Annotated in this window: 23 protein-coding genes; 20 read left to right on the forward strand and 3 right to left on the reverse strand. The window is 71.0% G+C overall.

The window, feature by feature from the left end:
- Nucleotides 1-59 precede the first annotated feature (59 nt).
- The 9 genes from HD597_RS25165 (at nucleotide 60) to HD597_RS25205 (ending at nucleotide 10,437) form a co-directional block, all read left to right on the forward strand.
- The gene (locus HD597_RS25165) at nucleotides 60-1,466 is read left to right on the forward strand and encodes a TIR domain-containing protein (protein ID WP_253745172.1); all 1,407 of its coding nucleotides are present in this window, start codon (nucleotides 60-62) and stop codon (nucleotides 1,464-1,466) included.
- On the forward strand, nucleotides 1,463-3,172 hold the full coding sequence (locus HD597_RS25170; protein ID WP_253745173.1) for an SPFH domain-containing protein: 1,710 nt from the start codon (nucleotides 1,463-1,465) through the stop codon (nucleotides 3,170-3,172). Before HD597_RS25165 ends, HD597_RS25170 begins: the two co-directional genes overlap by 4 nt.
- Nucleotides 3,169-3,693 carry a toll/interleukin-1 receptor domain-containing protein gene (locus HD597_RS25175; protein ID WP_253745174.1) on the forward strand — a complete coding sequence of 175 codons (525 nt, stop codon included), beginning with the start codon at nucleotides 3,169-3,171 and terminating at the stop codon, nucleotides 3,691-3,693. The genes HD597_RS25170 and HD597_RS25175 overlap by 4 nt, the downstream gene beginning before the upstream one ends.
- 349 nt (nucleotides 3,694-4,042) lie before the next feature.
- Nucleotides 4,043-4,933 (forward strand): MFS transporter, encoded by an 891-nt coding sequence (locus tag HD597_RS25180; RefSeq protein WP_253745175.1) that lies wholly within the window; start codon nucleotides 4,043-4,045, stop codon nucleotides 4,931-4,933.
- 9 nt (nucleotides 4,934-4,942) lie between these two features.
- On the forward strand, nucleotides 4,943-5,644 hold the full coding sequence (locus tag HD597_RS25185) for a response regulator transcription factor (RefSeq protein ID WP_253745176.1): 702 nt from the start codon (nucleotides 4,943-4,945) through the stop codon (nucleotides 5,642-5,644).
- Complete coding sequence (locus tag HD597_RS25190) at nucleotides 5,641-7,098, forward strand: sensor histidine kinase (protein ID WP_253745177.1); 1,458 nt, start codon at nucleotides 5,641-5,643, stop codon at nucleotides 7,096-7,098. The genes HD597_RS25185 and HD597_RS25190 overlap by 4 nt, the downstream gene beginning before the upstream one ends.
- Nucleotides 7,099-7,184: 86 nt before the next feature.
- On the forward strand, nucleotides 7,185-8,090 hold the full coding sequence (locus tag HD597_RS25195; RefSeq protein WP_253745178.1) for a polyphosphate polymerase domain-containing protein: 906 nt from the start codon (nucleotides 7,185-7,187) through the stop codon (nucleotides 8,088-8,090).
- Between the two features lie 6 nt (nucleotides 8,091-8,096).
- The gene (locus tag HD597_RS25200; protein ID WP_253745179.1) at nucleotides 8,097-8,774 is read left to right on the forward strand and encodes a DUF4956 domain-containing protein; all 678 of its coding nucleotides are present in this window, start codon (nucleotides 8,097-8,099) and stop codon (nucleotides 8,772-8,774) included.
- 4 nt (nucleotides 8,775-8,778) lie between these two features.
- Nucleotides 8,779-10,437, forward strand: a complete 1,659-nt coding sequence (locus HD597_RS25205; protein ID WP_253745180.1) for a CotH kinase family protein — start codon at nucleotides 8,779-8,781, stop codon at nucleotides 10,435-10,437.
- Nucleotides 10,438-10,506: 69 nt separating this feature from the next.
- On the opposite strand, the gene HD597_RS25210 is transcribed toward HD597_RS25205, so the two are convergent.
- A complete protein-coding gene (locus tag HD597_RS25210; RefSeq protein ID WP_253745181.1) occupies nucleotides 10,507-11,151 on the reverse strand; it encodes a TetR/AcrR family transcriptional regulator in 645 nt (214 codons plus the stop codon).
- Between the two features lie 170 nt (nucleotides 11,152-11,321).
- Here HD597_RS25210 and HD597_RS25215 point away from each other — a divergent pair, with 170 nt between their 5' ends.
- From HD597_RS25215 to HD597_RS25230, 4 genes are read left to right on the forward strand one after another with little or no spacing between them, the layout of a single operon-like run.
- On the forward strand, nucleotides 11,322-12,062 hold the full coding sequence (locus tag HD597_RS25215; protein WP_253745182.1) for an acetoacetate decarboxylase family protein: 741 nt from the start codon (nucleotides 11,322-11,324) through the stop codon (nucleotides 12,060-12,062).
- A gap of 31 nt (nucleotides 12,063-12,093) precedes the next feature.
- Complete coding sequence (locus HD597_RS25220) at nucleotides 12,094-12,978, forward strand: ABC transporter substrate-binding protein (RefSeq protein ID WP_253745183.1); 885 nt, start codon at nucleotides 12,094-12,096, stop codon at nucleotides 12,976-12,978.
- On the forward strand, nucleotides 12,963-14,051 hold the full coding sequence (locus HD597_RS65950; RefSeq protein WP_253745184.1) for an amino acid ABC transporter permease: 1,089 nt from the start codon (nucleotides 12,963-12,965) through the stop codon (nucleotides 14,049-14,051). Before HD597_RS25220 ends, HD597_RS65950 begins: the two co-directional genes overlap by 16 nt.
- Entirely contained in the window at nucleotides 14,048-14,794 is a 747-nt protein-coding gene (locus HD597_RS25230; RefSeq protein ID WP_253745185.1) for an amino acid ABC transporter ATP-binding protein, read from the forward strand. Before HD597_RS65950 ends, HD597_RS25230 begins: the two co-directional genes overlap by 4 nt.
- Before the next feature lie 320 nt (nucleotides 14,795-15,114).
- Here HD597_RS25230 and HD597_RS25235 read toward each other — a convergent pair whose 3' ends face one another.
- On the reverse strand, nucleotides 15,115-16,632 hold the full coding sequence (locus HD597_RS25235) for a phosphodiester glycosidase family protein (protein ID WP_253745186.1): 1,518 nt from the start codon (nucleotides 16,630-16,632) through the stop codon (nucleotides 15,115-15,117).
- 279 nt (nucleotides 16,633-16,911) lie between these two features.
- Between HD597_RS25235 and HD597_RS25240 the strand changes: the two genes are divergently transcribed.
- Genes HD597_RS25240 through HD597_RS25265 form a run of 6 tightly spaced genes read left to right on the forward strand, consistent with a single transcriptional unit; the run spans nucleotide 16,912 to nucleotide 23,325 of the window.
- The gene (locus HD597_RS25240) at nucleotides 16,912-18,177 is read left to right on the forward strand and encodes an extracellular solute-binding protein (protein ID WP_253745187.1); all 1,266 of its coding nucleotides are present in this window, start codon (nucleotides 16,912-16,914) and stop codon (nucleotides 18,175-18,177) included.
- Nucleotides 18,174-19,028, forward strand: a complete 855-nt coding sequence (locus tag HD597_RS25245) for a carbohydrate ABC transporter permease (RefSeq protein WP_253745188.1) — start codon at nucleotides 18,174-18,176, stop codon at nucleotides 19,026-19,028. Before HD597_RS25240 ends, HD597_RS25245 begins: the two co-directional genes overlap by 4 nt.
- Nucleotides 19,025-19,843: a carbohydrate ABC transporter permease gene (locus tag HD597_RS25250; RefSeq protein WP_253745189.1), complete on the forward strand. Its 819-nt coding sequence runs from the start codon at nucleotides 19,025-19,027 to the stop codon at nucleotides 19,841-19,843. The genes HD597_RS25245 and HD597_RS25250 overlap by 4 nt, the downstream gene beginning before the upstream one ends.
- Before the next feature lie 48 nt (nucleotides 19,844-19,891).
- A complete protein-coding gene (locus HD597_RS25255) occupies nucleotides 19,892-21,076 on the forward strand; it encodes an ROK family transcriptional regulator (RefSeq protein ID WP_253745190.1) in 1,185 nt (394 codons plus the stop codon).
- Between the two features lie 10 nt (nucleotides 21,077-21,086).
- Complete coding sequence (locus tag HD597_RS25260) at nucleotides 21,087-22,343, forward strand: Gfo/Idh/MocA family protein (protein ID WP_253745191.1); 1,257 nt, start codon at nucleotides 21,087-21,089, stop codon at nucleotides 22,341-22,343.
- A gap of 13 nt (nucleotides 22,344-22,356) precedes the next feature.
- On the forward strand, nucleotides 22,357-23,325 hold the full coding sequence (locus tag HD597_RS25265; RefSeq protein WP_253745192.1) for an endonuclease/exonuclease/phosphatase family protein: 969 nt from the start codon (nucleotides 22,357-22,359) through the stop codon (nucleotides 23,323-23,325).
- Nucleotides 23,326-23,697: 372 nt separating this feature from the next.
- On the opposite strand, the gene HD597_RS25270 is transcribed toward HD597_RS25265, so the two are convergent.
- Nucleotides 23,698-24,051 (reverse strand): hypothetical protein, encoded by a 354-nt coding sequence (locus HD597_RS25270; protein WP_253745193.1) that lies wholly within the window; start codon nucleotides 24,049-24,051, stop codon nucleotides 23,698-23,700.
- Between the two features lie 361 nt (nucleotides 24,052-24,412).
- On the opposite strand from HD597_RS25270, the gene HD597_RS25275 reads away from it, so the two are divergent.
- Nucleotides 24,413-25,897 carry a YHS domain-containing protein gene (locus HD597_RS25275; RefSeq protein WP_253745194.1) on the forward strand — a complete coding sequence of 495 codons (1,485 nt, stop codon included), beginning with the start codon at nucleotides 24,413-24,415 and terminating at the stop codon, nucleotides 25,895-25,897.
- The last annotated feature ends 15 nt before the right edge of the window (nucleotides 25,898-25,912 follow it).

The raw sequence follows: 25,912 nt of genomic DNA on the forward strand, positions 1-25,912 counted from the left end.
GCCGGCCGCTCCCCCGGCCCTGGTCGCGGGCGTTGAATCTGTCCCAGAAGGAGCTGACATTGATCGAGGTATTCGTTTCCTACGCCGGCGAGGACGCCGCCTGGGCGCGGACTCTGGCCGGGAGATTCATAGCGGGGGGCCTGACGGTCTTCTTCGACGAATGGGACATCCTGCCCGGCGACGTGGTGCCGCACCGGCTGGACAAGGCGATCAGGGACTCCATGGCCTGCGTCGCCGTCGTCAGCCCGGCGCTGTTCCGCTCGCCGAGGGCGATGGAGGAGCACGCGGCGCTGATGGGCAGGGGCATCCGGTTCATCCCGGTGCTCATCGGCGACGCCGAGCCGCCCGCGTTCACCAAGGGGCGGGTCTGGCGCGACTTCAGAGGCGTCGAGGGAGACGACTACGACGAGAAGGTGGACGAACTGGTCGACATCCTCGCCCGGAGGGAACCCCATCGGGAACGCGAGGGCGCAGCCAGGGAGAACCTGGAGGCGGCACTGCCGTCGCCGCCGCGCCCGCTGGTCCCTCCCGAGCAGGACTGCTTCGTGCTCTGCCACGTGGGTGCGGACCACGACTACGCCTTGCGGCTGGTGCTGCAGCTGCGCGCCGCCGGCCTGCCGGTGTGGTGGCTGGGCAGCCTGGAGCCGGGCGACCTGCAGTTCTGGGAGATCAGGAGGCGGCTGAGGCACGCGATCGGGGTGATCGTGCTGATGTCGCCGCCGTCACAGGACTCCGACGACATCACTCGGATGATCATCGAGGGCGAGCTGCACGCCCGCCCCTTCGTCCCGGTCCTCCTGCACGGCAGGCGCAACTATCACCTGGCCCACACCTGGTACATCGACGCCAGGGACGGCAGGCCGCTCGGGGCGGACGAGCTGGCGATCCTGCGGCGCCTGTACCGGGCGCACACGGCCGGGAAGCCACTGGACGCGGGCGGCCTGCTGCCCGCCCCGCTGGCCAGTCCGCCCGTGCGCGCGCTGCGGCTGCCGGCCGCCTCGTCGCTGGCCAGGCTGGACGGCCTGCTCGAGGCCGGCGACCACCGGCACGCCGACCTGCTGACGACGCTGATCCTGCTGGAGGCGGCCGACCGGCTGGAGGAGGGCTGGCTGGCCGAGCGCGACGGCGCGGCCCTGCCGTACGAGCTGCTGGGCGGGATCGACGCGCTCTGGGCCGGGCACACCCACGGCAGGCACGGCTTCCGGGCGCAGGCCGCGCTGGCCGAGGTGCGCAGGGGGCTGGACGTCGAGTTCATGCGCCAGCAGCTCGCCTACGGCTGGCGCGAATCGGAACGTGCCAAAATGCCGCGCCACTACCGCGACTTCGCCGCCTGGCCCGCCTACACCGGCTTCTTCCCCACCCTCCGCAACCCGCAGAACGAGAAGTTCTTCGACTGGTACGAGCAGTGGGCCACCACTGTCCTCGCCGTTCATCTCAAGGTACGCGCGTGGAAGGAATGCATATGATCATATTCGCCGTCGCCCTTCTGGCGCTGATGGCAGCCGCCGGGTACGTCGCGATCGCGGGGCGGATCTCGGTGCCCGAGCACCACGTCGGCGTCGTCACCCGCAGGCTCGGCCGCAAGGACCCGGCCTTTCCGCGGGTAGCGCCGGGCAACACGAAGGGCGTGCAGGCCAGGGCGCTGGCGCCGGGCCGGGTGACGTGGCTGCCGCCGGGCCTGTACGCGGTGGAGTTCGTGAAGAGCGTCCACGTGCCCGCCGGCATGATCGGGCTGGTCGTGGCGCACGAGGGCCGGCCCAGGCCGCGCGGCAGGAAGCTCGGGCGGTACGTCAAGGAGTGCGACAACTTCCAGGACGGCCAGGCGTTCCTGCTCAACGGCGGCGAGCAGGGCCATCAGGTCGCCACGCTCGACGGCGACACCACCTACCTGATCAACACCCGGCTCTTCACGGTCGAGACGGTGCCGCGCACGTACGTGCCGCGCGGCACCGTCGGGCTGGTGCACGCGCTGGCGGGTCGGATCTCGCCGGCCGACCGGCCGTTCGGCTGCCACGTCGAGTGCGACAACTTCCAGGACGGCGCGGCCTTCCTCGACTCGGGCGGGGAGCAGGGCAGGCAGCTCGCGGTGCTGCCCGGCGGCGCCTCGTACGACATCAACCCGAAGTTGTTCAAGGTCATCACCGTCGACAACGTGGACGAGGCCGAGGACAGGCTGACCGCCGCGCACCTGAAGGAGGTGCCGATCCCGATCGGCCACACCGGCGTGGTCGTCACGCTGGACGGCGCCGGGAGCGCGGCCATCGGCGAGCCCGTCGAGGGGCACAGCAGCTTCCGCAAGCCGTGGGAGTTCCTGGCCCGCGGCGGCACCAGGGGCGTGCAGGAGGAGACCCTCAAGGAGGGCGCCGTCCTGGCCCTGAACCCGTGGTTCGTCCGGGTGGTGCTCATGCCGACCCGGGTGGTGACCCTCGAATGGGGCGACAAGAGCGACTCGCAGTCGGGCAACTACGACGCCGAGCTCGACCCCATCGTGGTGAACGTCCAGGGCTACCGGCTGCGCGTGGACATGAACCAGACGCTGCGCATCCCGGAGGCGGCCGCGCCCACGCTGGTCAGCGAGTTCGGCGGCACGGGCAACTCGCCGCTGGGCGGGCTGTACGACGACCCCCGCCCCGTGCAGCGTTTCGTGGAGCGGGTGCTCGGCTCGACCGTGGCGGGCTACTTCAACGGCATCGCCATGGCGGGGACGATCGACGAGTTCCTGAGGCGCTACGCCGAGACCCGCACCGCCTTCGCCGCCAAGGTGCGCAGCGCGCTGGAGGAGTGGGGCGTCGAGGCGCTGCAGACGAACCTCGGCGCCGTCGAGGCCGACGACCCCAAGCTCAACGCCCTGCTCCAGGAGGCGGCCGACGAGGAGCTGCGCGGCAGGCGGATGCACATCACCCACAGCCTCCTCACGGTCGAGGAGCAGATCGACGAGGCCAAGGCCCGCGCGGAGCGCCGCCGCGTGGACGCCGACAAGCAGATCGACGTCGAGCTGCTGGGGGCGGACCGGCACACGCTGATCGAGCTGGCGAAGGCCATCTCCAGCATGAAGGGGCCGGAGTTCATGGCCGGTGGCGACGGGGACCACCTCCAGCTCATGGTGCTGCGCGACATGCTCGGCCGGCTGCGCGACATGAAGCCGGACAAGGAACTGGAGCAGGGCGGGTGATCCCGGAGTGGATCGGGGCGGTCGCCGCCGTCGTCGCGATCGTGCCGTTGTTCGCGGCGGGGCTGACCAGGCTCCGCCGCAGGCCCCCCGCCGCCGGACTCCCCGCCGACCCCGGCGGGGAGCGGTACGACCTGTTCCTCTCCTACGTCGACGCGGACGCGGACGCGGCCAGGCGGCTGGCCCGCCGGCTGCTGACCGCGCACGGCCTGACCGTCTTCTTCGCCGAGTGGTCCGTCGGGCCGGGGATCGTCGGGCTGATCGCCAAGGGCGAGGCCATCGAGAAGGCGGCGCACGGGGCGCTGCTGTTCAGCCGGAACTCGGTGGGGGACGCCGAGCTGATGGACGCCTACGCGGCGCTGCTGACCCGGGTCTACGACGGCTCCGGGGGGCGTTTCGTCCCGGTGCGCCTGGACGGCGCGGAGCTGCCGACGTTCGCCGCGATCCGTCAGCCGATCGACCTGCGCCGCGGGTACGACGCGGAGGTGGCCAAGCTCGCGGCCGCCGTCGCTCAGAAGAAGTGATCCCGGAAGGCCGCAGGACAGGCGCCGAATCAACAGCCGGCCCGCCGTACGAACGCGCCGCCTCCCGTGCCCCCGCCCCGTTCCGAGGCGGCCGGGGGCGGAGGCGCGGTGGTGCCGGGTGGTCGAGGAGCCGCGCGGCGGTGGGCCGAAATTGACCCAAGAATCACCCGCCGGAATGCACCACGTCATGGGCCGATCGCACCCCTAGCGTGGCGGCCATGACGAACGTGACCATTCCCTCACGCATGAACCTCTCGGTCGTCGCCCCGGCGGTCTTCACGCAAGGCCGCCGGTCGCGGCCCGGGGCCCCGGCCTCTCACCGGTCCGGGGCCGGCTCGCGATCCTCGCCGTGACGCTGGGCGTCTTCGCCCTGATGACCTCCGAGTTGCTGCCCGTCGGACTGCTCACCCCCATCGGCACCGCCCTCGACCTGTCCGAGGGCACCACCGCGCTCATGGTCACCGTGCCCGGGCTGGTGGCCGCCGTCGCGGCGCCGCTGGTGACCGTGGCCACCGCCCGGATCGACCGCCGCCTGGTGCTGGCGTTGCTCGGCGTGCCCGCCGGCACCCTGTCCGGTGACCTCGCCGGCTGGCGCACCGCGTTCGCCGCCGTCGGCGTGCTCGGCCTCATCTCGCTGGCCTGCATGGTCGTCGTGATGCCGAAGCTGCCGCCGGAGCGCACGATGAGGATCGCGGACCTGCCGCGTGTGCTGCGCGCCCACAGCGCCCTGCGCGTCGGCATCGCCATGACCTTCCTGGTCATCACCGGGCACTTCACCGCGTACACCTTCCCGCGGCCCATCCTCCAGGACGACGGCGTCGCCGACGGCATGATCGGCATGTTGTCGCCGGTCTTCGGCGTCGCCGGCATCTGCGGCAACTTCCTCGCCGGCGCCCTGGTCAGCACGCGTCTGCGGCAGACCGTGTGCGGCATCGGCCTGCTCCTCGCCGCCGCCATGGCCGCCCTGGCGATCGACGGCCACGGCGTCCTGTCAGCGGCCGCGGTGCTGGTCGTCTGGGGGCTGGCGCACGGCGCCGTCCCTGTCACGTTCCAGACCTGGATCCGGAACGCCGCTCCCACCGCCACCGAGGCCGCGTCCTCCCTGTACGCGTCCATGTTGGCCCTGTCCATCGCCCTCGGCGCCCTCGTCGGCGGGCTGGCGGTCGACGCCGCCGGGCCGGTGAGCGCGCTGTGGATCGGCGGCGCCGCCTCACACATTGCTCTCACCGTGAGCGTGTAGAACGAGGTCGTGAACGAACACCCTGCCGCGAAAGTCCTGGTCGTCGATGACGAGCCGAACATCCGCGAGCTGCTGTCCGAAGCCCTTGAGCTGAACGGCTTCGCCGTGCGGACCGCCTGCGACGGACGCCAGGCACTCGCGGAGGTGGCCCGAGAACGGCCCGACATCATCGTGCTGGACGTGATGATGCCGGGCCTGGACGGGTTCGCGGTCGCCCGCAGGCTGCGCGAGGCCGGCGACAGCCCCATGATGCTGTTCCTGACCGCCAGGGACACGGTGTCCGACCGGATCGCGGGGCTGACCGCCGGCGGCGACGACTACGTGACCAAGCCGTTCAGCCTGGAAGAGGTGGTGCTGCGGCTGCGGGCCATCATGCGCAGGACGCGGCCGGCGGAGGAGCAGGAGGACGACGGCGTGCTGCGGTACGCGGACCTGGAGCTGGATGAGCAGGCCCACAGCGTGCGGCGGGCGGGGCGGGCGATCCATCTGTCACCGACGGAGTTCAGCCTGCTGCGCTACCTGATGATCAACGCCGAGCGGGTGGTCAGCAAGGCGCAGATCCTCGACCGTGTGTGGGACTTCGGCTTCGACGGCGAGAGCAGGATCGTCGAGTCCTACATCAGCTACCTGCGGCGCAAGATCGACGCCGAGGGCCCGCCGCTGATCCACACGCTGCGCGGGGTCGGCTACCGGCTGCAGGGGCCCTCGTGAGAGCGGCCCTGCCCCTGCGGCACCGGCTGCTGGTCGCGCTGCTGGGACTGTGCGCGGCCGGGCTGGCGGCCTTCGCCACGGCGAGCGTGCTGCTCCTGGACCGTTCGCTGCTGGCGAAGGTGGACGCCCAGCTGATCGAGGTGTCCACCACGTTCGGCCGGCGCCCGGTGCCTCCTCCGCCGCCGGACGACAGGAGGCGGGCCGTGGAGCTTCCGACGCAGTTCAGGATCGCCTTCTACAGCCCGTCCGGGGCTCTGCTGCGCAACCTGCCCACGGAGAACACGAACGGCCCGGCCATCTCACCCGCCGTGATCTCCACGGCCATGAGAGGCCCCGTCACCGTGCCCGCCACGACGGGGCCGGAGCAGTGGCGCGTGCTGGTGAAGGGCCTGCCCGACGGCACCAGGCTGGCGGTGTCGATGTCGCTGGAGCCCAACCGGGCGACCGTGCACCAGATCCTGATCATCGAGGTGGCGGTGGGCAGCCTGGTGCTGCTGCTGCTCGGCACGCTCGCCCTCGCCGTGGTGCGCCTGGGGCTGCGCCCGCTCACCCGCATGGAGCGTACGGCCGAGGCCATCGCCGGCGGAGACCTCGACCGCAGGGTCGACGACACCGACCCGGCGACCGAGAGCGGGCGGCTCGGCAGAGCGCTCAACATCATGCTGGAGCGCCTGGCGACGGCGCTGCGCGAGTCCGAGCGTTCCGAGCGGCGGCTGCGGCACTTCGTCGCCGACGCCTCCCACGAGCTGCGCACGCCGCTCACCTCGATCCGGGGCTTCGCCGAGTTGTACCACCACGGCCAGGGCCCCCGCGATCCGGCGGCCGAGCGGCTGCTGCGCAGGATCGAGGCCGAGGCCGCCCGCATGGGCGTCCTGGTCGAGGACATGCTGCTGCTGGCCCGCATGGACCAGGAGCCCACGCTGGAGCCTGCCGTCGTGGACCTGCACGTGCTGGCCGGGGACGTGGTGCACGCCGCCCGCGCCCGGGACCGCGATCGGCCCATCCGGCTGGCCGTCTCCGACGAGCCGGTGTTCGTGCTCGGCGACGAGCACCGGCTGCACCAGGTCATCGCCAACCTGGTCGGCAACGCCATCCGGCACACGGCCCCGGGAACGGAGGTGCGGGTCGAAGTCGGGCCGCGCGCGATCGCCGGGGTGCCCGCTCCCGGAGCGGTGTCCGTCGGCTCAGGACCCGCCCCCCACGCCAGGGCCGCGCTGATCGAGGTGCGCGACGAAGGCCAGGGCATCGATCCCGAGCACCTGCCGTACCTGTTCGACCGCTTCTACCGGGCCGACGCGGGCCGCTCGCGCGACAGCGGCGGCACCGGGCTGGGCCTGGCCATCGCCGCGGCGCTCGTGCGGGCGCACCACGGCCGGATCGAGGTGACGAGCACCCCGCGCCGCGGCACCACCTTCCGCGTGCTCCTGCCGCTCAACCAGCCCGAGGACGACTGAACCCTCCGTTCACCGTCAGGTCAGGGCCGGTTCACACATTATTCCCAGCTTCCTCCTGTCAGATGTGTGCCGGCGAAAGGAGGGACATGCTGGAAAGGTTCCGCAAACGAGCGGTTCCCGCCGCTGACGGCGCTGACGGCGCCGACCGGCCGGTGTCCGGTGCCGAGGCGGACGGCGAGGTGGGCCACCGCCTGCGGGCGCCGAGCAAGCTGCACGCCTTCAACCGGTACGAGATCAAGTACCTCGTGGACGCGGCGGAGGCGGCCGAGCTGCGCAAGGAGATCGAGCAGCGGCTGGATCGCGACCGGCACAGCGGCGACGCGGGCTACGGCATCTGGAGCGTCTACTACGACACCCGTCAGCTCCGCTTCTACTGGGAGAAGATCGAGGGGCTGAAGTTCCGCAGGAAGCTGCGCATCCGCCACTACGGCGACCGGTTCTCGGTGAACCTGGACACCCCGGTGTTCATCGAGATCAAGCAGCGGGTCAACCGGGTCACGCAGAAGCGGCGCGTACGGCTGCCGTACGGCGACGCGCTGCGCGTGTGCGACGGACGGCAGATGGTCGAGCACGACCCTTCCCAGCGCGCCTTCCTGGAGGAGGTGCTCGACCTGGTGCTGCGCCTGGACCTGCGGGCCGTGGCGATGACCGGCTACCAGCGGCACGCGTACGTGGGCCGCGACGCCGACGTGGGCCTGCGCGTCACCTTCGACCACCGCGTCCGCGGCCGTGACCGCGACTTCCACCTCGGCGCCGACGCCACCAACCGGCTCATCGTGCCCGCCCGCAAGGCGATCGTCGAGGTCAAGGCCAACGACCGGGTGCCGTACTGGCTGACCGACCTGACCGCCAAGCGGAACCTGCAGGTGGTGCGCGTCTCCAAGTACTGCCAGAGCGTCGAGGCCCACGGGCTGGCCCCGCGCTCGATCTTCCACATCCCGGACCACGACCTCGACGCCGGCCGCCGGCCGGCTCTTCTCTCGGAGGCATGACCCCCCATGGACTTCTCCTTCCAGGACCTGTCGGGCACGTTCAGCGTGGCCGACATCGCGATCGCGATGTCGCTGTCGTTCGTGCTCAGCGCGATGATCGGCTGGGTGTACCGGGCGACGCACCGCAACGTCTCCTACAGCCAGTCGTACGTGCAGACGCTGGTGATCCTCGGCATGCTGATCTCGCTCATCATGCTGGTCGTCGGCTCGAACATCGCCCGCGCCTTCGCCCTGGTCGGCGCCCTGTCGGTGGTGCGCTTCCGCAACGCCATCAAGGAGACCCGCGACGTCGGGTTCATCTTCCTGGTGATGGGCGTCGGCATGGCCGTCGGCACCCGCTTCTACCTGCTGGCCGTCGTGGCCGCGGTGGCGATCTCGCTGATCGTCATGCTGATGAGCCGGTTCAACTGGTTCGCGCTGAACGTGCGCCGCCAGGTCGTCAAGGTGCAGGTGCCTTCGGACGACGACTACACGCACGCCATCCAGGACGTGCTGGTGCGGCACACCGACGAGTTCGAGCTGGTCAGCATGGAGTCGATCAGGGCGGGCGCGCTGATGGAGCTGATGTACACCGTCAAGATCAAGAAGGGCAGCGAGCCGGCCGACGTCATCTCCGCGCTGCGCGAGCGCAACCACGGCCAGTCGGTCACCGTCCTGACCGGGTACGACCAGACCGACCTGTAGCGCCATGACGTCTCTCAAGCACCGCATCCCGGTCAAGTTGCGGCACAACTGGAAGCTCGTCGCGCTGTGCGCGGCGTTCCTGGCCGCCTGCTGGGGCGTGTTCGGCAGCGGGACCATCCGCCCGTACGTCACCAGCGCCCAGGCCGCCGAGACCGACACCGTCGTCACGAACCTGACCGGCGCCAAGGACCTGTTCGACGCCTCGGTGGCGCACGACGTGAAGCTCACCTTCACCGACGCGGCATACGAGGACATGCTGACGGAGTACTTCAAGGACGGCGAGAAGAAGTACGTCGAGGCCGACCTGACCATCGACGGGACCCGGATCCCCAGCGTGGGCGTCCGCCTCAAGGGCAACTCCACCCTGATGGGGCTGACCTGGAAGGGGCAGTCCAAGCAGCGCGGCGTGCCCGGGGGCGGCCGGCGGCCCGAAGGGCTGCCGGAGGGCTTCCAGGTTCCCGAAGGCTTTCAACCGCCCGAAGGCTTCCAACCACCCGAGGGCTTCCAACGGCCCGGCGATGGACAGCCGGCGGCCGGGCAACCCCAGGCCACGCAATCCCCGTCCGGGCAGCCGCAGACCGGGCAGCCGCAGACGGGCCGTGGTGGCGGGTTCGGCGGCGGTGGCGGGCCGGGGGGCTTCGGCGCCCAGCTCAAGGGCGAGGAGCCGGAGAACCTGCCGTGGCTGATCAGCTTCGACGAGTTCGTGGAGGGCCGCCGCTACCAGGGCCACAGCCAGGTGGCCGTGCGCCCGGCCTCGGCGGGCTCGACGGCGATGCTGAACGAGGCGCTGGGCATCTCGGTGGTCGGCGCCGCCGGCGAGCCCACCCAGCGCTCCACCTACTCCGCCTTCACCGTCAACGGCCGCTCCGCCGCGCCCCGGCTGCTGGTGGAGTACCTGGACGAGGGCTACGCCGAAGGTCTCGGCAACGGCGTGCTGTACAAGTCGCTGGCCTCGGGGTCCTTCGAGTACAAGGGCGAGGACCAGACCGAGTACACCGAGGACTTCAAGCAGATCAACAAGGTCGGCGGCAAGGACCTGCAACCGGTCATCGACCTGGTCAAGTGGGTGAACGAAGCCTCCGACGCCGAGTTCGCCGAGGGGCTTGGCGAACGGCTGGACGTGGAGTCGTTCGCCCGGTACCTGGTCCTGCAGAACCTCATGGTGAACTTCGACGACATGGCCGGGCCCGGCAAGAACTACTACCTGTGGTACGACCTGGACACCAAGAAGTTCCAGGTCGTCACCTGGGACCTCAACCTCGCGTTCAGCGGGAACGCCGAGAGCGGCGTGAACGACACGATCGGCATGGGCTTCGGCCGGGGACGCCCCCAGCAGACCGCGGGCGTCACCGCGCCTGACCCCGGCGAGCGGACGCGGCCGGAAGGCGGCGGCGGCATGATGCGCATGGGTCACCCCTTGAAGGAGAAGTTCCTCGCGAACGCCACCTTCAAGAAGCTCTACGAGGAGCAGTACCGGGCCCTGTACACCAAGCTGCTGGCCGGCGGCACCGCCTCCGGCCTGCTCGACGACCTCGTCGCGGCCTACAAGCTGAACGAGAAGGCCGACCCCGCCAGGATCGAGGAGGAGGCGAAGACCCTGCGCACCTTCCTGCAGACCCGGACCAGGGCCCTGGGCTCGGACAAGGCGATCAGCGGCGGCTGACGCCCCCGCCGCAATGGGTCCGCCGCGCCTCACGGGCCCGGCGGGCCCATCGCCATCTGCGAGGCCGGGTCAGGGGCGGTCGGTGCCGCCGAGGAAGGTGCGGCAGTAGCTGCGCATCGCGATCTTGACCTCGGCGATCATCTCGGCGCGAGCGGGCCCGGTCTCGTCCTCGACCAGCCGCAGGAGCTGGTCGCCGATGCTGTTGGCGATGCGGGCGCCCATGGGGGTCAGGCGCAGCGTCCCGCCCGAGGCGCGTTCCAGCAGGTCGGTGATGGTGCGGTAGATGTAGTCGTTGACCTCGCGGCCGGCCTCCTTGGCCACGGCCGTCAGCCGGTTGTTCAGCCACAGCTCGCGCACGGACGGGCGGCCGTAGAAGTCGGCGTAGGTGTCGACGACGGCGTCCACCACCGACTCCCAGTCGGGGTACGAGCGGCCCGCCAGGGCGTCGACCAGCTCCCCCGCGCTCTGGAAGTAGCGCAGCCCGAGGGCTTCCAGGACCGCTTCGCCGCCTTCGAAGTAGTGGTAGAAGACCCCGACCGTGACGTCCGCACGCTCGACGATCGGCCACGGGGTGGCCACGAGCGTCTCGTACCCGATCTCGCCGAGCAGCTCGTCGGCGGCGTCCAGGATGGCGCGGACCTTGACCTTGCTGCGCTCCTGGGCCGGGGCACGGCGCATCGCCGACGACAGGTCGATCAGTGGGCTGCGGGTCACGTCATGTCCTCCGGGGTCCGGACCACCTTAGCGGCCGAGCCGGCGGCCCCAGGATCGTCGCGATCTTCCGGTGCGGCCACCTGCGAAGACGACCCTTGACGGCCGAAGCTCTCATGCCACAGACTAGCCGAAATCAAAATAGAGTCCATTTCGATTTTGGAGGCGCACCCGTGCCCGCACCCACCGCCGTCACCATCCCGGACTGGTCGACGCCGCTGTACCATCCGGCGCCCCACCACTTCCGCGACTGCACCCGCGTGATGCTGCTCTGCGGCGTGCCGGAGGGCGTCACCCGGCGCCTGCTGCCCGAGCCGCTGGAGCCCATCGGCGACTTCGTCGTGGTGAGCTGGCTGCTCATCGGCGACGTGGACGGCTACAAGGGCTCCCACAACGTCGCGTTCAACGTGCCGTGCCGCTTCGAGGAGCACGTCGGCAAGTTCTGCTCGCTCGAGTACATCGACATCGACATGGGCCTGGCCGCCGGGCGCGAGATGTGGCCGTGGCCCAAGAAGGGCGGCGAGTTCACCTGGGAGCGGACCCCTGAGGGCCTCAGCCTCGCCTGCCGCCGCCACGGCGACGTCCTCGTCCGCTCGGAGATCACCGTCACGGGCGAGCCGGCCGGCGCCTGGCCCGCCGAGCTGAACGTCCCGGACATGGGCCCGTGCAACCTCCAGGTGCGGCTCCTGGCGCAGGACCACGCCTCCGAGCCGGAGATCGCCCAGGTCATCCGGGTCGACTACCCCAACAGCGTCCTGCACGGCAGCCTCCGCGCCGAAGGCACCCTCACGCTCACGGACGGACCCCGTGACCCCTTCGGCCCGCTCGGCGACATCCGCGTCCTCGCCGCCCGCCTGGACACCCAGGAGTTCGACTTCGACCTCGGCCAGGTCGTCGGCTCCCGGCGGATCTGATCCCCTCCCCCTCAGCCACAGGAGAAGAACCATGTCGGCCATCACCTCCCGGGCCGCGGGCCTGCTCGGCGTCACGGCGCTGGGCCTCACCCTGCTCACCGCGTGCGGCGGCTCCGAATCCGGAACGGCCGCCGGCGGCGCGCCGTCCTACGGCACGTGCAAGGTCAGCGGCACCTACGGCGCCCACCCGTTGACGACCGTCGACTCCGGCGTCCTCACCATCCAGGCCGCTCTGCCCGCCCCGGGCGACTACAACGGCGACACCCCGCAGGGCGTCGAGAGCGGCTACTCCTACTGCCTGGCCGCCGAGATCGCCCACCGGGCCGGCATCCCGCGCCTGGAGCTGAAGAACGTCTCGTTCGACGCCCTGGTCAGCGGCCGGACCAAGGACTACGACCTGACGATCTACCAGCTCTACAAGACGCCGGAGCGGGAGAAGGTCGCCGACTTCTCCGACCCGTACCTCAACGTCAAGAGCGGCGTGCTCGTGAGGTCCGACAGCACCCTGGACGCCACGACGATAAAGGACGCCAGGATCGGCATCCTGCTCGGCTCCGTCCAGGACAGATTCGTCAACGAGCGGCTCAAGCCCGCGCAGCAGGCCAAGCAGTACCAGTCGATCAACGACATGATCACCGCGCTGCGGGCCCGCCAGATCGACGCCGTCATCCTCGACACCACCCTGGTCATGCTGAACGCCCAGCAGATCGGCGACGCGGTCAAGGTGATCGGCCAGTACCCGGTCGGCGGTGACGCGGCGATCATGCTGCCCAAGGGCTCGGCGAACACGGCCGGGGTCAACACGATCGTCGGCGAGATGAAGACCGACGGCACCCTGGACCGGCTCTTCAAGGAGCAGCTCCAGTCCTTCCTCGGCGGCGACCCCGACGACCTGCCCGAGTGGCCGGTGTCATGACGGCCGCCGTCGAGGCGCCGGCCGGCGCCGCAAAGCCCGTGCCGCCGCCGCGCTCCCGGCCGCTGAACATCGCGGCCTGGGCCGGCGCGGCGCTGACGGTCGCGGTCACGGCCGCGGTGGTGGCCAACGCGGTGCGCCACCTCGCCGCCGGATCCGTGATCGTCCTGGCGGTCGCCGCGGTGGCGGCCGTCCTCGTGGGGGTCCCCGCCTGGAAGGGGCTGCGCGGTTCGGCAGCCTCCGCCCGGGCGCTCTCCGGCGGGAGGATCACCGACGCGCGCCGGGACGCCGCGGCCTCCCGCGAGTCGTCCTGGACGGCGCTGGGCGTCACCGGATTCTGCCTGTGCCTCGTGGCACTCGTCTTCTTCCTCACCGTCAGCGACGGGGTCGTCCGTGAGACGTTCCTGCGCTGGGACCTGATGAGGACGAGCTTCGCCGAGACGGGCAAGGCGCTGTGGTACAACGTGCTCATCGCCCTCGTCGCCGAGGCGCTGGTGCTGGTGCTCGGCCTGCTGCTGGCGCTCGCCCGGCTCGCGCCCGGCCGGGGCGGGCGCCCGCTGCGGCTGCTGGCCGTCGCCTACATCGACCTGTTCCGCGGCCTGCCCGCCATCGTGGTCATCTACCTCGTCGGCTTCGGCGTCCCGCTGGCCGGGATCCCGGTGATCAGTGACGCTCCCCCGGTCGTCTACGCGATCGTGGCGCTGACCCTCACCTACAGCGCCTACAACGCCGAGCTGTACCGCTCGGCGATCGAGTCGATCCACCCCAGCCAGGAGTCGGCGGCGCTGTCGCTCGGCCTGTCCCGCGCGCACACGCTGCGGTACGTGATCCTGCCGCAGGCCGTCCGGCGGATCGTCCCGCCGCTGCTCGGCGCGTTCGTCGCGCTGCAGAAGGACACCGCGCTGGTGAACGTCGTCGGCATCATCGACGCCTTCGCCCAGGCCAAGATCTACTCCGCCAACTACTACAACCTGTCCTCGGTCACCGTCGTCTGCCTGCTGTTCGTGGTCATCACCATCCCGCAGACCCGGTTCGTGGACTACCTGCTGGCCCGCGGCGGAAGGAAGCCCTCATGAGCCCGCTCATCGAACTGCGCGGCGTCACCAAGTCCTACGGCGACCACACGGTGCTGCGCGGCATCGACCTGGAGGTCGCGGCGCACGAGGTGATCAGCCTGATCGGCGCGTCCGGGTGCGGCAAGTCCACGCTGCTGCGGTGCGTCAACGGCCTGGAGACCATCGACGGCGGCGAGATCGCCGTGGACGGCGACGTGGTGTCCGGGCCCGGCGTCGACCTGGTCCGCCTCCGGCGGCAGGTCGGCATGGTCTTCCAGTCCTACAACCTCTTCCCGCACATGACCGTCCTGCAGAACGCCGTCCTCGCGCCGGTGAAGACGGGGCTGTGCTCCAAGGAGGAGGCCGAGGAGCGGGCCATGGCCATGCTGGGCAGGGTCGGGCTGGCCGACAGGGCCGGCTCCTACCCCGACCAGATGTCGGGGGGCCAGCAACAGCGGGCGGCGATCGCCCGCACGATGCTGATGAGCCCCCGCATCCTCCTGCTGGACGAGATCACCTCCGCGCTCGACCCGGAGCTGGTCATCGAGGTGCTCAACATCGTCCAGGACCTGGCCGAGAGCGGGATGACCATGCTGCTCACCACCCACGAGATGGGGTTCGCCCGCGAGATCTCCGGCCGGGTGTGCTTCCTGCACGGTGGCGGCATCCTGGAGCAGGGCCCGCCGGCCCAGATCTTCGACGACCCCGCCGAGCAGCGCACCCGCGACTTCCTGCGCAAGGTGTCCCTGGCCGGGCGCCTGTGAGGGGCGGCGCCTGATCGACCGGCCGCCTCCTCGCCGACCCGGCCTGTCGTCCGTCCCGCGGGAACTGCGCCCGGCGCCGGCGGCCTGCCTGGCCAAGGACCCGGCTCCGGCGCTCCGAAGGGGCGCATCCTGGTGACCGTCCGGGTCGTCCCGCTGAAGGACTCGGGCAGGGCCGGCGCCGCGTACGCGAGGCAGAGGGACGTCTACGTGCGGGACTGGGGAATCCGCCGCCCCCAGGCGGGTCCAGGATCAACCGGCATCTGCCACACGTCGAGCCGGTGGGACGTACAGCTGTGCTGGTGGACCGGACGGCGTCGCGGCTACGGCCTGACCAGGATGACGTTGCCGAGCGCCCGCTGGCCCGCGGCGTCCGACGGCCGGTTGACGATGCCCGCGCCGGCCGTTGCCAGGACGCTCGAGCCGCCGCCGTCGAGGTTCATCGCCTCCACCGCGCCGAGCCGCTTCATCAGCTCCGCCGTCCGCGCGATGCCCAGCCCTTCGCTGTATCCGGCCTGGCGGCCGTCGACGACGACGAGCATGAGCCTCCCGCGCTCGTCCATTCCGATCATGGACCGCGGGTTCGCGCGCACTGTCCAGTTGTAGGTGAACGTCTGGTCGCTTCCCTCGCGGATGAGGCCGTCCGCGGACGCGTTGACCGACACCTGCCCGTCCCTGACCAGGGTGGGGCCGACCTGCAGGATCGTGGTGTCCGGGGTGAGCGGCACGCGGCGGCCCCGGCTGTCCTGGACCCGTTCGGAGACGGTCAGCCTCTGTCCGGGCCTGGCATGCTCGAGGAGCCAGGGGGCACTGTCGCCGATGGCCTGGATGGTCGAGCCCCCGGGCGGGATGCTCGCGCCGCGGGTGGCGTTGACCGCGAGCACCATCCCCTGGGCGTCGAGCACGGCCTCGGCGCCCTCGCCCGCCGGCGGCAGGCCGTACTCGGGGGTGAAGCGCACCAGCTCGCTGGAGTCGGTGCACTTGAGGTCGTGCTGGGGCTTCTCGGTGGGCTGGTCGCCGCCGACGCCGCCGCAGTTCCAGATCTCGCCGGGCAGGCGGTTGACACCGTCGATCTCGGCCGACGACCGGCCCGCGCGCAGGGTCACGTGAGCCGTGTAGGCGTCGACGTCGACGTGACGGCCGCCGCCTGTGATCTTGATGCCGCCACGCCCCTGGGTGGCGGAGCCGATGAGCCTGCCGTCCTTGACGTAGAGGCCGCCGGGAGCGCGGTTGTAGAACCACTGGGCGTTGATGCCCGCCGCGGCTCCGGAGGCGGCGATCAGGTCGGTCAGGGTCTCCATGCCGTTCAGCGCCGGCCCGAAGTCGGTGGCCACGCTGCCGCGGAACTCGCGGAAGTCGACGCGCAGCACATGGACCTGCTGCGGCGCGTGCGGATCGGCGCCGTCCTGCGCGGTGTAGCGGGTGCCGCCGGTGAAGCCCGCCGCTCGGACGCCGGCCAGGGCCGCTGCCGCCGCCTCGCCGGTGGCGTATCGTCCCAGCCGCACGGTCCACCCCAGCACGCCCGCCGGGCGGTCGGCGAACTCCGGCAGGCCGACCTGCTCGACGCGGGGCTCGAACCCCTTCTCGCGCAACAGCGCGGCGACGCGGCCGGCGATCTCCCGGGAGCCCAGAGCCGTTCCCGCGGTGTTGACCGGGCCGCCGGCGGTGGCGGGGAGGTAGACGTGGACGGTCCAGAAGTCGTCGGCGTCCTGCGAGCCCAGGGAGTGCGTGGTCAGCGTGACGCCCGGGGGCAGCGCGGAAGGGGCCCCGGCCGCCGCGGGTGCGGCGGGAAGCAGGATGGTCAGGGCTGCGAGCAGGGGCGGCAAGGCCTTGGAGTGCATGGGCGTCCTTCGTTCATGGGCATGCCGAAGCAGGGAGCTGCCGGATGGGGTGCGTGAGCGGCGGAGTGGGCCTGATGGCGAAGCGGCCGCTACCGGGGGTGCGGCCGCACTTCGAGCGATCATAGGCTTTTTCGCTTCACCCGCAAGCCCCCTGCAAGACCGGCCTGCGCCGGCCGAAGACACCGCACATGCCTTGACGTCGGCTTCTGCGTCTCCTATTGTTCCGACTCAATTAATAAATGACTCTGAAAAATCGTCGCCCTCCCCCCAAGGACCCCCATGAAGAATCTGCTTCGGCTGGCCGCGGCGGCGCTCACCGTCCTGCCGCTGGCCGCCTGCGCCGCCGAGAGCGAGGGCCCGGCCACCCTCACCTGGTGGCAGGGCCCGAACGCCGAAACGCCCACGCAGGCCGCCGTCGCCGCCTGCACGGGCGACAAGAAGTACACGATCAAGGTCGAGACCCTGCCCGACGGCTCGGACAAGCAGCGCGAGCAGCTCGTCAGGCGGCTTTCGGCCAAGGACAAGTCGGTCAACCTCATCACCATGGACGTCGTCTGGACGGCCGAGTTCGCCGAGGCCGGCTGGATCCTGCCCCTTCCCGCCGCCACCGCGGCGACCGTCGGGGACGGCACGCTGAGCGGCGCCCTGAAGTCCGCGACGTGGCAGGACAAGCTGTACGCCGCGCCGCTGCTGTCCGGCTCCCAGCTGCTCTGGTACCGCAAGTCGCGCGCCACCCAGGCGGGGATCGACCCGGCCAGGGGCGAGCTGACCTGGGAGCAGCTCCTGGCGGCAGCGGGCGGCCTGCCCGAGGGCGAGCGCGGTGTCGCCGCCCCCGGCAACCGGTACGAGGGGTACACGGTCTTCATCAACGCGCTCGTGGCCTCGGCCGGTGGCCAGGTCGTGGACGCCACGGGCAAGCCGGGCCTCGACAGCGACGCCGGGCGGGCCGCGGCCACCGTGATCAGCTCGCTGGCGTCAGGACCGGCGGCGTTGAAGGCCATGAGCACGCTCGACGAGGAGACCATGCGCGCGGCCTTCGAGCAGGGCGAGGCTTCGTTCATGACGAACTGGGGCTACGTCTACGCCGCGGCCGCCGAACGCGCCGGGAAGGAGCCCGCGTTCAAGAAGGTCTTCGACGACTACGGCTGGGCCCGCTACCCGAGGGTGACGGCCGGCCTGCCCAGCGCCCCTCCGCTCGGCGGCTCCAACATCGCCGTGGGCGCCGGCACGCCCGAGGACCAGCGCGAGGCGGCCTTCGCCGCCCTCGCCTGCCTGACCTCCGCGCAGTCGCAGAAGGGCTTCATGATGGGAGCCGGCATCCCGGCCGCCCGCGCCTCGGTCTACGACGACGCGGAGGTCCGTGCGAAGTTCCCGTTCGCCGACGTCATGCGCGACTCGATCGCCGAGGCGGCCCCGCGGCCGATGGTCCGCAAGTACAACGCCCTGTCCACCGCGATCCAGACGGCCTTCCACCCGCCCGCGTCGGTGTCCGCCGGCACAGCGGCCAAGGCCCAGGCCGCGGTCGCCGAGGCAGTGGGGCAGTGAATCGAGCCCGCACGGAGCAGCGGCTGGGCTGGCTCATGGCCGGCCCTGCCCTGCTGCTCATGATGGCGGTGACCCTGGTGCCGGTCCTGCGGACCGCCGGGCTGTCACTGGAGAACCACTCGCTCAGCGCGCCGGACGAGCGCGCGTTCGCGGGGCTGGACAACTACGGCGCGATCCTGGCCGGCCAGGACTGGTGGCGGGATCTCGCCTCCACGGCCGTCCTGACCGTGACCAGCGTGGGCCTGGAGTTCGTGCTGGGCTTCGCGCTCGCGCTGGCCATGCACAAGGTCCTGTGGGGGCGGCACCTGCTGCGCACGGTCGTGCTCGTGCCGTACGCGGTGCTGACGGTGGTCTCGGCGTTCGCCTTCCGCTTCGCCTTCCAGCCGTCCGTGGGGTTCGTCGGCGGCGACTTCAACTGGCTGGGTGAGACCTGGTCGGCGTACACGGTGATCGTGCTGACCGAGGTCTGGAAGACGACCCCGTTCATGGCGCTGATGCTGCTGGCCGGGCTGGTCACCGTTCCGGGCGAGGTGTACGAGGCGGCCAGGGTGGACGGCGCCGGCGCCTGGCAGCGCTTCTGGCGGATCACGGTCCCGTGCGTGCGCCCGGCCATCATGGTCGCCCTCCTCTTCCGCACCCTGGACGCCTTCCGGATCTTCGACACCGTCTACATCCAGACACAGGGGGCGGTCGGCACGGAGACCCTGTCCTTCCTGAGTTACCGCTTCCTGATCCGGGACCTGGAGATCGGCCTCGGCTCGGCCGTCTCGGTGCTGCTGTTCGCCTGCGTGGCGCTCATCGCGTCCGGGTTCGTCAGAGCGTTCAGGTCCGAGCTGGGAGGCTCCCCGTGAAGCGCAGGATCTGCGACCTCCTGGTCACCGCCCTGGTCGCGCTCTGGACGCTGGTGCCGCTCGTGTGGGTGGTGAGCCTGTCGCTGAAGCCGGCGACCCTCCAGAACGACGGCCGGTTCCTGCCCGCCTCTCCCACGCTGGACAACTACACCGGGCTGTTCACCAAGCCGATGTTCACCAGTGCGCTGGGCAACTCCGTGGGCATCTCGCTCATCGCCACGACCGTCTCGGTCGCCGTCGCCGCCGTCGCGGCGTACGCGATCGCCCGCCTGCGCTTCCGCGGGAGCCGGCTGGTGCTCGCCGTGGCTCTGAGCCTGACCATGTTCCCCGCGATCGCGCTGGTGGGCCCGTTGTTCACGCTGTGGACGGAGCTCGGCCTGTTCGACACCTGGCTCGGCCTCATCATTCCGTACGTCTCCTTCTCGCTGCCGCTGGCGATCTGGCTGCTGACCGCCTTCTTCCGCACGATCCCCGCGGATCTGGAGGAGTCGGCGCAGGTGGACGGTGCGACCCGGCTCCAGGCGCTGGTCCGGGTGATCCTGCCCGTCGCGGCGCCCGGGGTGGTGACCACGTTCCTGCTCACCTTCATCGCCTGCTGGGGCGAGTTCCTGTTCGCGATCTCGCTCACCTCGACCGAATCCTCGCGCACGGTCCCCGCGGCGCTTGCCTTCTTCACCGGCGACTCGGAGTTCCAGCAGCCGTACGGCGCCATCGCCGCCGCCGCTCTCATGGTGACCGTGCCCGTGGTGATCCTGGTCCTGCTCGCCCAACGCCGCATCGTCGCCGGGCTCACCTCCGGCGCCGTGAAGGGGTGACACCATGCCTCACGCCGGTTGTTTCAGATCCTCTCCGAGAGTAGCCCCATGACCTCTTCCGCGACCGCTCCCCTGCTTCGCCGCCTGAACGCCGAGACGGTGCTCCACGTGCTGCGGGAGGTCGACGCGATCCGGCTCGGCGAGCTGGCCGAGGCCGCGCGCCTGTCCCGCCCGACGGTCGACGCGGTGATCGAGGACCTGCGGCGGATCGGGCTCATCGCCGAGACGGAGGACGACACGCCTGGACGGCGGGGCCGGCCGGCCAGACTGGTCCGGTTCAGGGCGGAACGTGGCCACGTCGTCGGCATCGACATCGGGGTGCACAAGTGCCTCGTCTCGGTGGCCGACCTGCGAGGCACCGTCCTGGCGACGGAGGTGCGGCCACTCGGCCAGGAGCTCGGCCGCAAGGCCCGGCTGGACGGGGTCCGGCGGACCGTCAGGGCCGCGCTGAAGAAGGCCGGCGTCGAGCGGGCCGCCGTACTGGCCGCGTGCACGGCCACGCCTGGCGTCGTGGACCCCCGCACCGGAGTGGTGCTGGTCTGCGACGTGCTGCCCGAGTGGAAGGGCCTCAACCTCAGGACCGAGCTGGGACGCTCCTTCGACGCGCCTGTCCTGGCCGACAACGACGCCAACCTCGCCGTGATCGGCGAGCGATGGCGCGGCGTCGCCGCCGCGAGCGCGGACGTGATCTACGTGCTGGCCGGCGAACGGCTCGGCGCCGGGATCGTCTCGGGCGGCCAGGTCTTCCGCGGGCATGACGGAGGCGCCGGCGAAATGGCGTTCCTCAGCCTGCTGGAGCACACGCCGGGCGCGGAGGGCATCGGCGCGCTGGCCGGCAGCGTCGGCAAGGAGGTGGTCGCCAGGCTCCGCGAGCACACCGGCCAGGCCGGGTTCCCGAACCAGCTGACCGGCGACGCCGCGCTCCTGATGGGCGCCGCCCGCGACGGCGACGCCGAGGCCCAGCAGGTCCTCGAACAGATCCTCGGCCGCATCGCCAGGGCCGTCGGCACGCTGGCCCTGCTCCTGAATCCCGAACTGATCGTCATCGGCGGGGGCGTGGCCGCCGCGGGCGAGCAGATCGCCGAGCCGATCCGGCGCAGGCTGCCGCAGATGACCTCGCTGCCGCCGCAGCTGAAGGTGTCGCTGCTGGGCGACCGCGCCGTCACCGTGGGAGCGCTGAGAACCGCGCTGGACAGCGTCGAGAGCTCCCTGCTGAACAACCTCAACACCTGAGCGGAGAAGTATGTCACCCGTGTCGTTGGCCATCGTCGGAGCCGGAGACCGCGGCACCGCGTACGCCCGGTGGGCGCTGGCGCATCCGGAACAGGTGCGGATCGTGGCCGTCGCCGACCCGTCGCGTGATCGGGCGCTGCCGCTCGCCCGCGAGAGCGGCGCCCGGCTCTTCCCGGGCTGGAGGCAGCTCGCTGACGAGGGCAGGATCGCCGACGCCGTCGTGATCGCGACCCAGGACGCCGACCACGCCGAGCCCGCCACGGCCTTCGCGGAGCTCGGCTACCACCTGCTGGTGGAGAAGCCGCTGGCGCCGACCGAGGCCGAGTGCCGGGACATCGTGGCGGCCGTGGAGAAGGCCGGAGTGATCTTCGCCGTCTGTCACGTCCTGCGGTACGCGCCCTACACCGACACCGTCAGAGCCGTCGTGGAATCCGGGCGGATCGGGGAGATCGTCTCCGTCCAGCACCTCGAACCCGTCGGCTTCTGGCATCAGGCGCACTCCTACGTGCGAGGCAACTGGCGCCGGACGGACCAGTCGACGTTCATGCTGCTGGCCAAGTCCTGCCACGACATCGACTGGCTGCAGTACGTCGTGGGCCGGCCGGTGCGGAAGGTCGCCAGCTTCGGCGGGCTCAAGCACTTCCGGCCGGAGAACCGGCCGGAGGGGGCGGCCTCGCGATGCCTCGACTGCGCCGTCGAGCCGGAGTGCCCGTACTCGGCCAAGCGGCTCTACTTCGACCGGCTCCGCCAGGGGCGGCACGGATGGCCGCTGAGTGTGGTCACCCCCGCCTTCACCGAGGAGGCGCTCACCGGCGCGCTCAGGCACGGCCGGTACGGCAGGTGCGTCTACGACTGCGACAACGACGTCGTCGATCACCAGGTCGTCGCCATGGAGTTCGAGGGAGGGGCGACCGGCACGTTCACGATGACCGCCTTCACCACCGGCGGGCACCGCCGTACCCGGATCTTCGGCACCCATGGCGAGCTGATGTGCGACGGCGAGCACGTGGAGGTCAAGGACTTCCGCACGGGCGAGTCCTCGGCCCTCGCGGTGACGGCGGGCGGGGACCCCACGGCGGGCGGCGGCCACGCGGGCGGCGACGAGCGGCTCATGGCCGCCTTCGTCGCCGCGGTCGCCACAGGAGACCGCTCCCTGGTCCGCTCCGGGCCGTCCGAATCCCTCGCCTCGCACCTCGCGGTCTTCGCCGCCGAGCGGGCCAGGCTCACCGACCAGATCGTCACCGTGGAACAGACACCCCCCTCATGAAAGGAACTCGCCGATGCGGGCCGTCCTCAAGGCGCTGCTCTCGACGTTCTTCTCCTTGGCCCTTCTCCTGGGGCCGGTGCCCGCACACGCGGACACGCCCGATCCCGGCGGCTGGCCGAAGCCCCGGTTCCTCAGCTACAACGTGTGCGGCGCCGCGAAGCACTGCCCGCCGATCTACCAGAACTCCGTGACAGCCTGGCGGGACATGGTCGTCAGATCCATGGACCACTGGGACGCCGACCTGGTGATGTTGCAGGAGGTCTGCTACGAGCAGTGGACCCTGCTGCGCAACCACCTGGCGATCCGTTCCGGCGGGCCGAAGTACGACTCCGTGTGGGCGGCGGCCCGCACCGCGCCGGGGTGTTCCCGGTGGGACACCGACGGTGACCCCGACCTGCGCTTCGGTCTGGTGATCCTCGCCAAGGGAGAGGCCGGGACGATCAACAACGGCTCCCGCGTGGTGTACCCCCTTCCGGAGACGGACCCCGCCGGCACGATCGAGAACCGGATCATGCTGTGCGCCAGGGCTCCGATCACCGGCCGCCTGGTCCGCGCGTGCAACACCCACATCGCCCCGGGCGATCTCGGCACGGGCCAGGTCGCGCACGTCGCGAAGCTCACCAGGGAGTTCGCCGCCATGGGGGATCCGGTGGTGCTGGCCGGCGACTTCAACGTGCTGCCCCACGACGACGCCCTCGACCCGCTCTACAACCATTCGGGTGGCCGGGGAGTGTTCCAGGAGGTCGACGAGAACGACAAGGACTTCTTCGGGGCCCGGTGCGACCGGAGCGAGGACCGCTGCCGGACCGGTGAGGCGACGGCCCAGAAGCCGTGCTCGCCCGAGGTCACCGAGCCCGGGAAGATCGACTACATCTTCCTGAGCTACTACTGGTTCACGACCGTGCGCGGCGACTCGGCGGCCTGCACCAGCGGCATGTCGGACCATCACCTCCTGCGGGGCGCCGCCGCCTGGGAGCACTGATCCCGGGCCGGAGATCCCGGGGCCTGCCGTCGAGCCAGGGGGCAAGCGGACCAGGCCTGCACCCGGAGGGGCAGGCCTGGTCCGTCAACTGCGAGGGATTCTCGACGATCGCGGGATCGGGGTCGCCGGAGGTGCCGGGCGGCGGCGGGAGGATGGTGTTGCCGGAGCCCTGTGGGAAGAAGGGCACCGGGCCGCCCAGCGGCAGCGCCGGCTGGGCGCCCGCGCCCAGCCGGCAGGCCACGGGCGACCGCGTTGGCCGGGGTCATCGGGCCGACCGCGACCTGCGGGTTGTTGCGGTCGCCGCCGGCCTCGTAGACGGGCTCATCACGCGACGGGCCGGTCGGCAGCTTGACCGGCGCGAGCCGGCCGGGCTCATGCACGCGTCGTGAGCTGCGCGCGCACCCACAGGTAGCCGAGCAACGCGAGCCCGGCGCACCCGGCGATCGCCATGATGACCTGGCCCGCCGCCGGCGGGCCGGTCAGCAGGCCGCGCAGGGTCTCGATGAGCGGGGTGAACGACGATGGAGCCGATGGCCGCGCCCCCGGCCCCTTCCTGCCGGCGGGCACGAGCCCGACGATGATCCCGATGGCCACGAGGCTGCCGAGCATGACGTCGTAGTGGGCCAGCGGGCTCCGCATGGTGTGGCGGAAGTCGATGCCGTCCAGCAGGATCTTGTCCTCGTGCGCCTTACGCGGCGTCGCGGCCGCGATCACTGAACCGTTCATGGCCGTCACGGTCGCGGACCGCTCTGATGCCCGGCCGATCTCGCGCTGACACGGCCACTGACACGGCCACTGACACAGCCACTGGCACGGCCGGCCGGAGGGCTACGCCGGCTTCCCGGCTCCCGTGCCCGAGGCGCTGCCCGTCCGGCCGGTCTCGCGCGCCCGCCGCCCCGGCTGCTCCGGCTCCCGGCCGCCGGCGCACGCACCCGCGGCCCGCTGTTCCTCGCCCGCGTCCTGCCGGACTAGCGACGGCGTCGCCGGCGCGGGTCCCGACGGCCCGGCAAGAAACAGCCGACTGTTTACATTCATCCGGATTGCATTTATGAACAGATGGGACGGACGCCGGGTCCGGGAGGCCATCATGCCGAAACTCTCGCGCAGCGACTGGTACGACCTGTCGCGCGACACGAATTGGACTTTCCGCTACGTCACCGAGGAAGCGGCATTCCCGGAGGAGTTGTCCGGCTCCCACCGCGTCCCCGGTGATGGATGGGAGCGATGGGACGAGCCGTACAAGATCAGTTATCGGGAATACGTGCACAACCAGGTCACCAAGGACACCACGACTTACTCGCTCAAGAACGCGGTCGGCCGCTCGAAACTGTTCGACCAGCTCGACCCCGGCTGGAAATCCGTGATTCTGGCCCATTACGGCGCCATCACCATGCCCGAATTCCTGGCCTCGATCGGGGAGGCGCGCATGGCCCGGTTCGGGCGGGCCGCGGCCTGGCGCAACACCGCGACCTTCGGCGCGCTGGACGAGATGCGGCACGGCCAGATCCAGGCGTTCTTCCCCTACGGGCTGCTGGACAAGGAGCCACGTGCCGACTGGGCGCTCAAGGCGTTCCACACCGACAACTGGGTGGTGCTCGCCGTACGGCACCTGTTCGACGACATGTTCCTGGCCAATGACGCGGTCTCCATGGCGCTGCAGCTCACTTTCACGTTCGAGACGGGTTTCACGAACCTGCAGTTCCTCGGCATGGCGGCGGACGCGATGGACGTGGGCGACCTGGAGTTCGGGGCGCTCATCTCCAGCATCCAGACCGATGAGGCCCGTCATTCCCAGCAGGGCGAGCCGACCATCAAGATATTGATCGAGAACGGTCACAAGGAATGGGGTCAGTTCCTCATCGACCATATGTTCTGGCGGTCGTGGCGGGCCTTCGCCGTGCTCACCGGCCTGTCGATGGACTATTACACGCCGCTGGAAAGCCGGCGGATGTCGTTCAAGGAATTCATCGAGGACTGGGTGATCAAGCAGTTCGCGGAGCAGTTCCACGATTTCGGTCTGGACCGCCCCTGGTATTGGGCGGAGTTCGTCCGCGAGCTCTCCTGGTATCACCACGCCATTCATCTGGGCGTGTGGACCTACCGGCCCACCGTGTGGTGGAACCCGGACGCGGGGGCGTCGGCCGCCGAGCGCGCGTGGCTGGAGGAGAAGTATCCGGGGTGGAACGACACCTTCGGCCGGAACTGGGACGTCATCCAGGGTAACCTGCGCAAGGGGGACGTCGCGGCGACGTTCCCCGAGACCCTGCCGCTCATGTGCAACCTCTGCCAGATCCCCATCGTCCGGCCCGCCGGCGTCACGGCCGGCGCCCTCGACTCGCCAGCGCCGCTGCGGCACACGTACGAGGGCCGGACCTACCTGTTCTGCTCCGAACCGTGCAAGTGGATCTTCACTTCCCGGCCGGAGCGGTTCGCCGGGCACAAGTCGCTCGTCGACCGCCTGCTCAGCGGCGACATCACCCCGCCCGACCTGGGCGGCGTGCTGCGCTACATGGGGCTGTCCGAGGCCGAGCAGGGCCGCGACGCCACCGACTACGACTGGGCTCACCGATAGAGACCTGAGGAGGGT

The sequence above is a fragment of the Nonomuraea thailandensis genome (assembly GCF_024172165.1).
Lineage (GTDB): Bacteria > Actinomycetota > Actinomycetes > Streptosporangiales > Streptosporangiaceae > Nonomuraea > Nonomuraea thailandensis.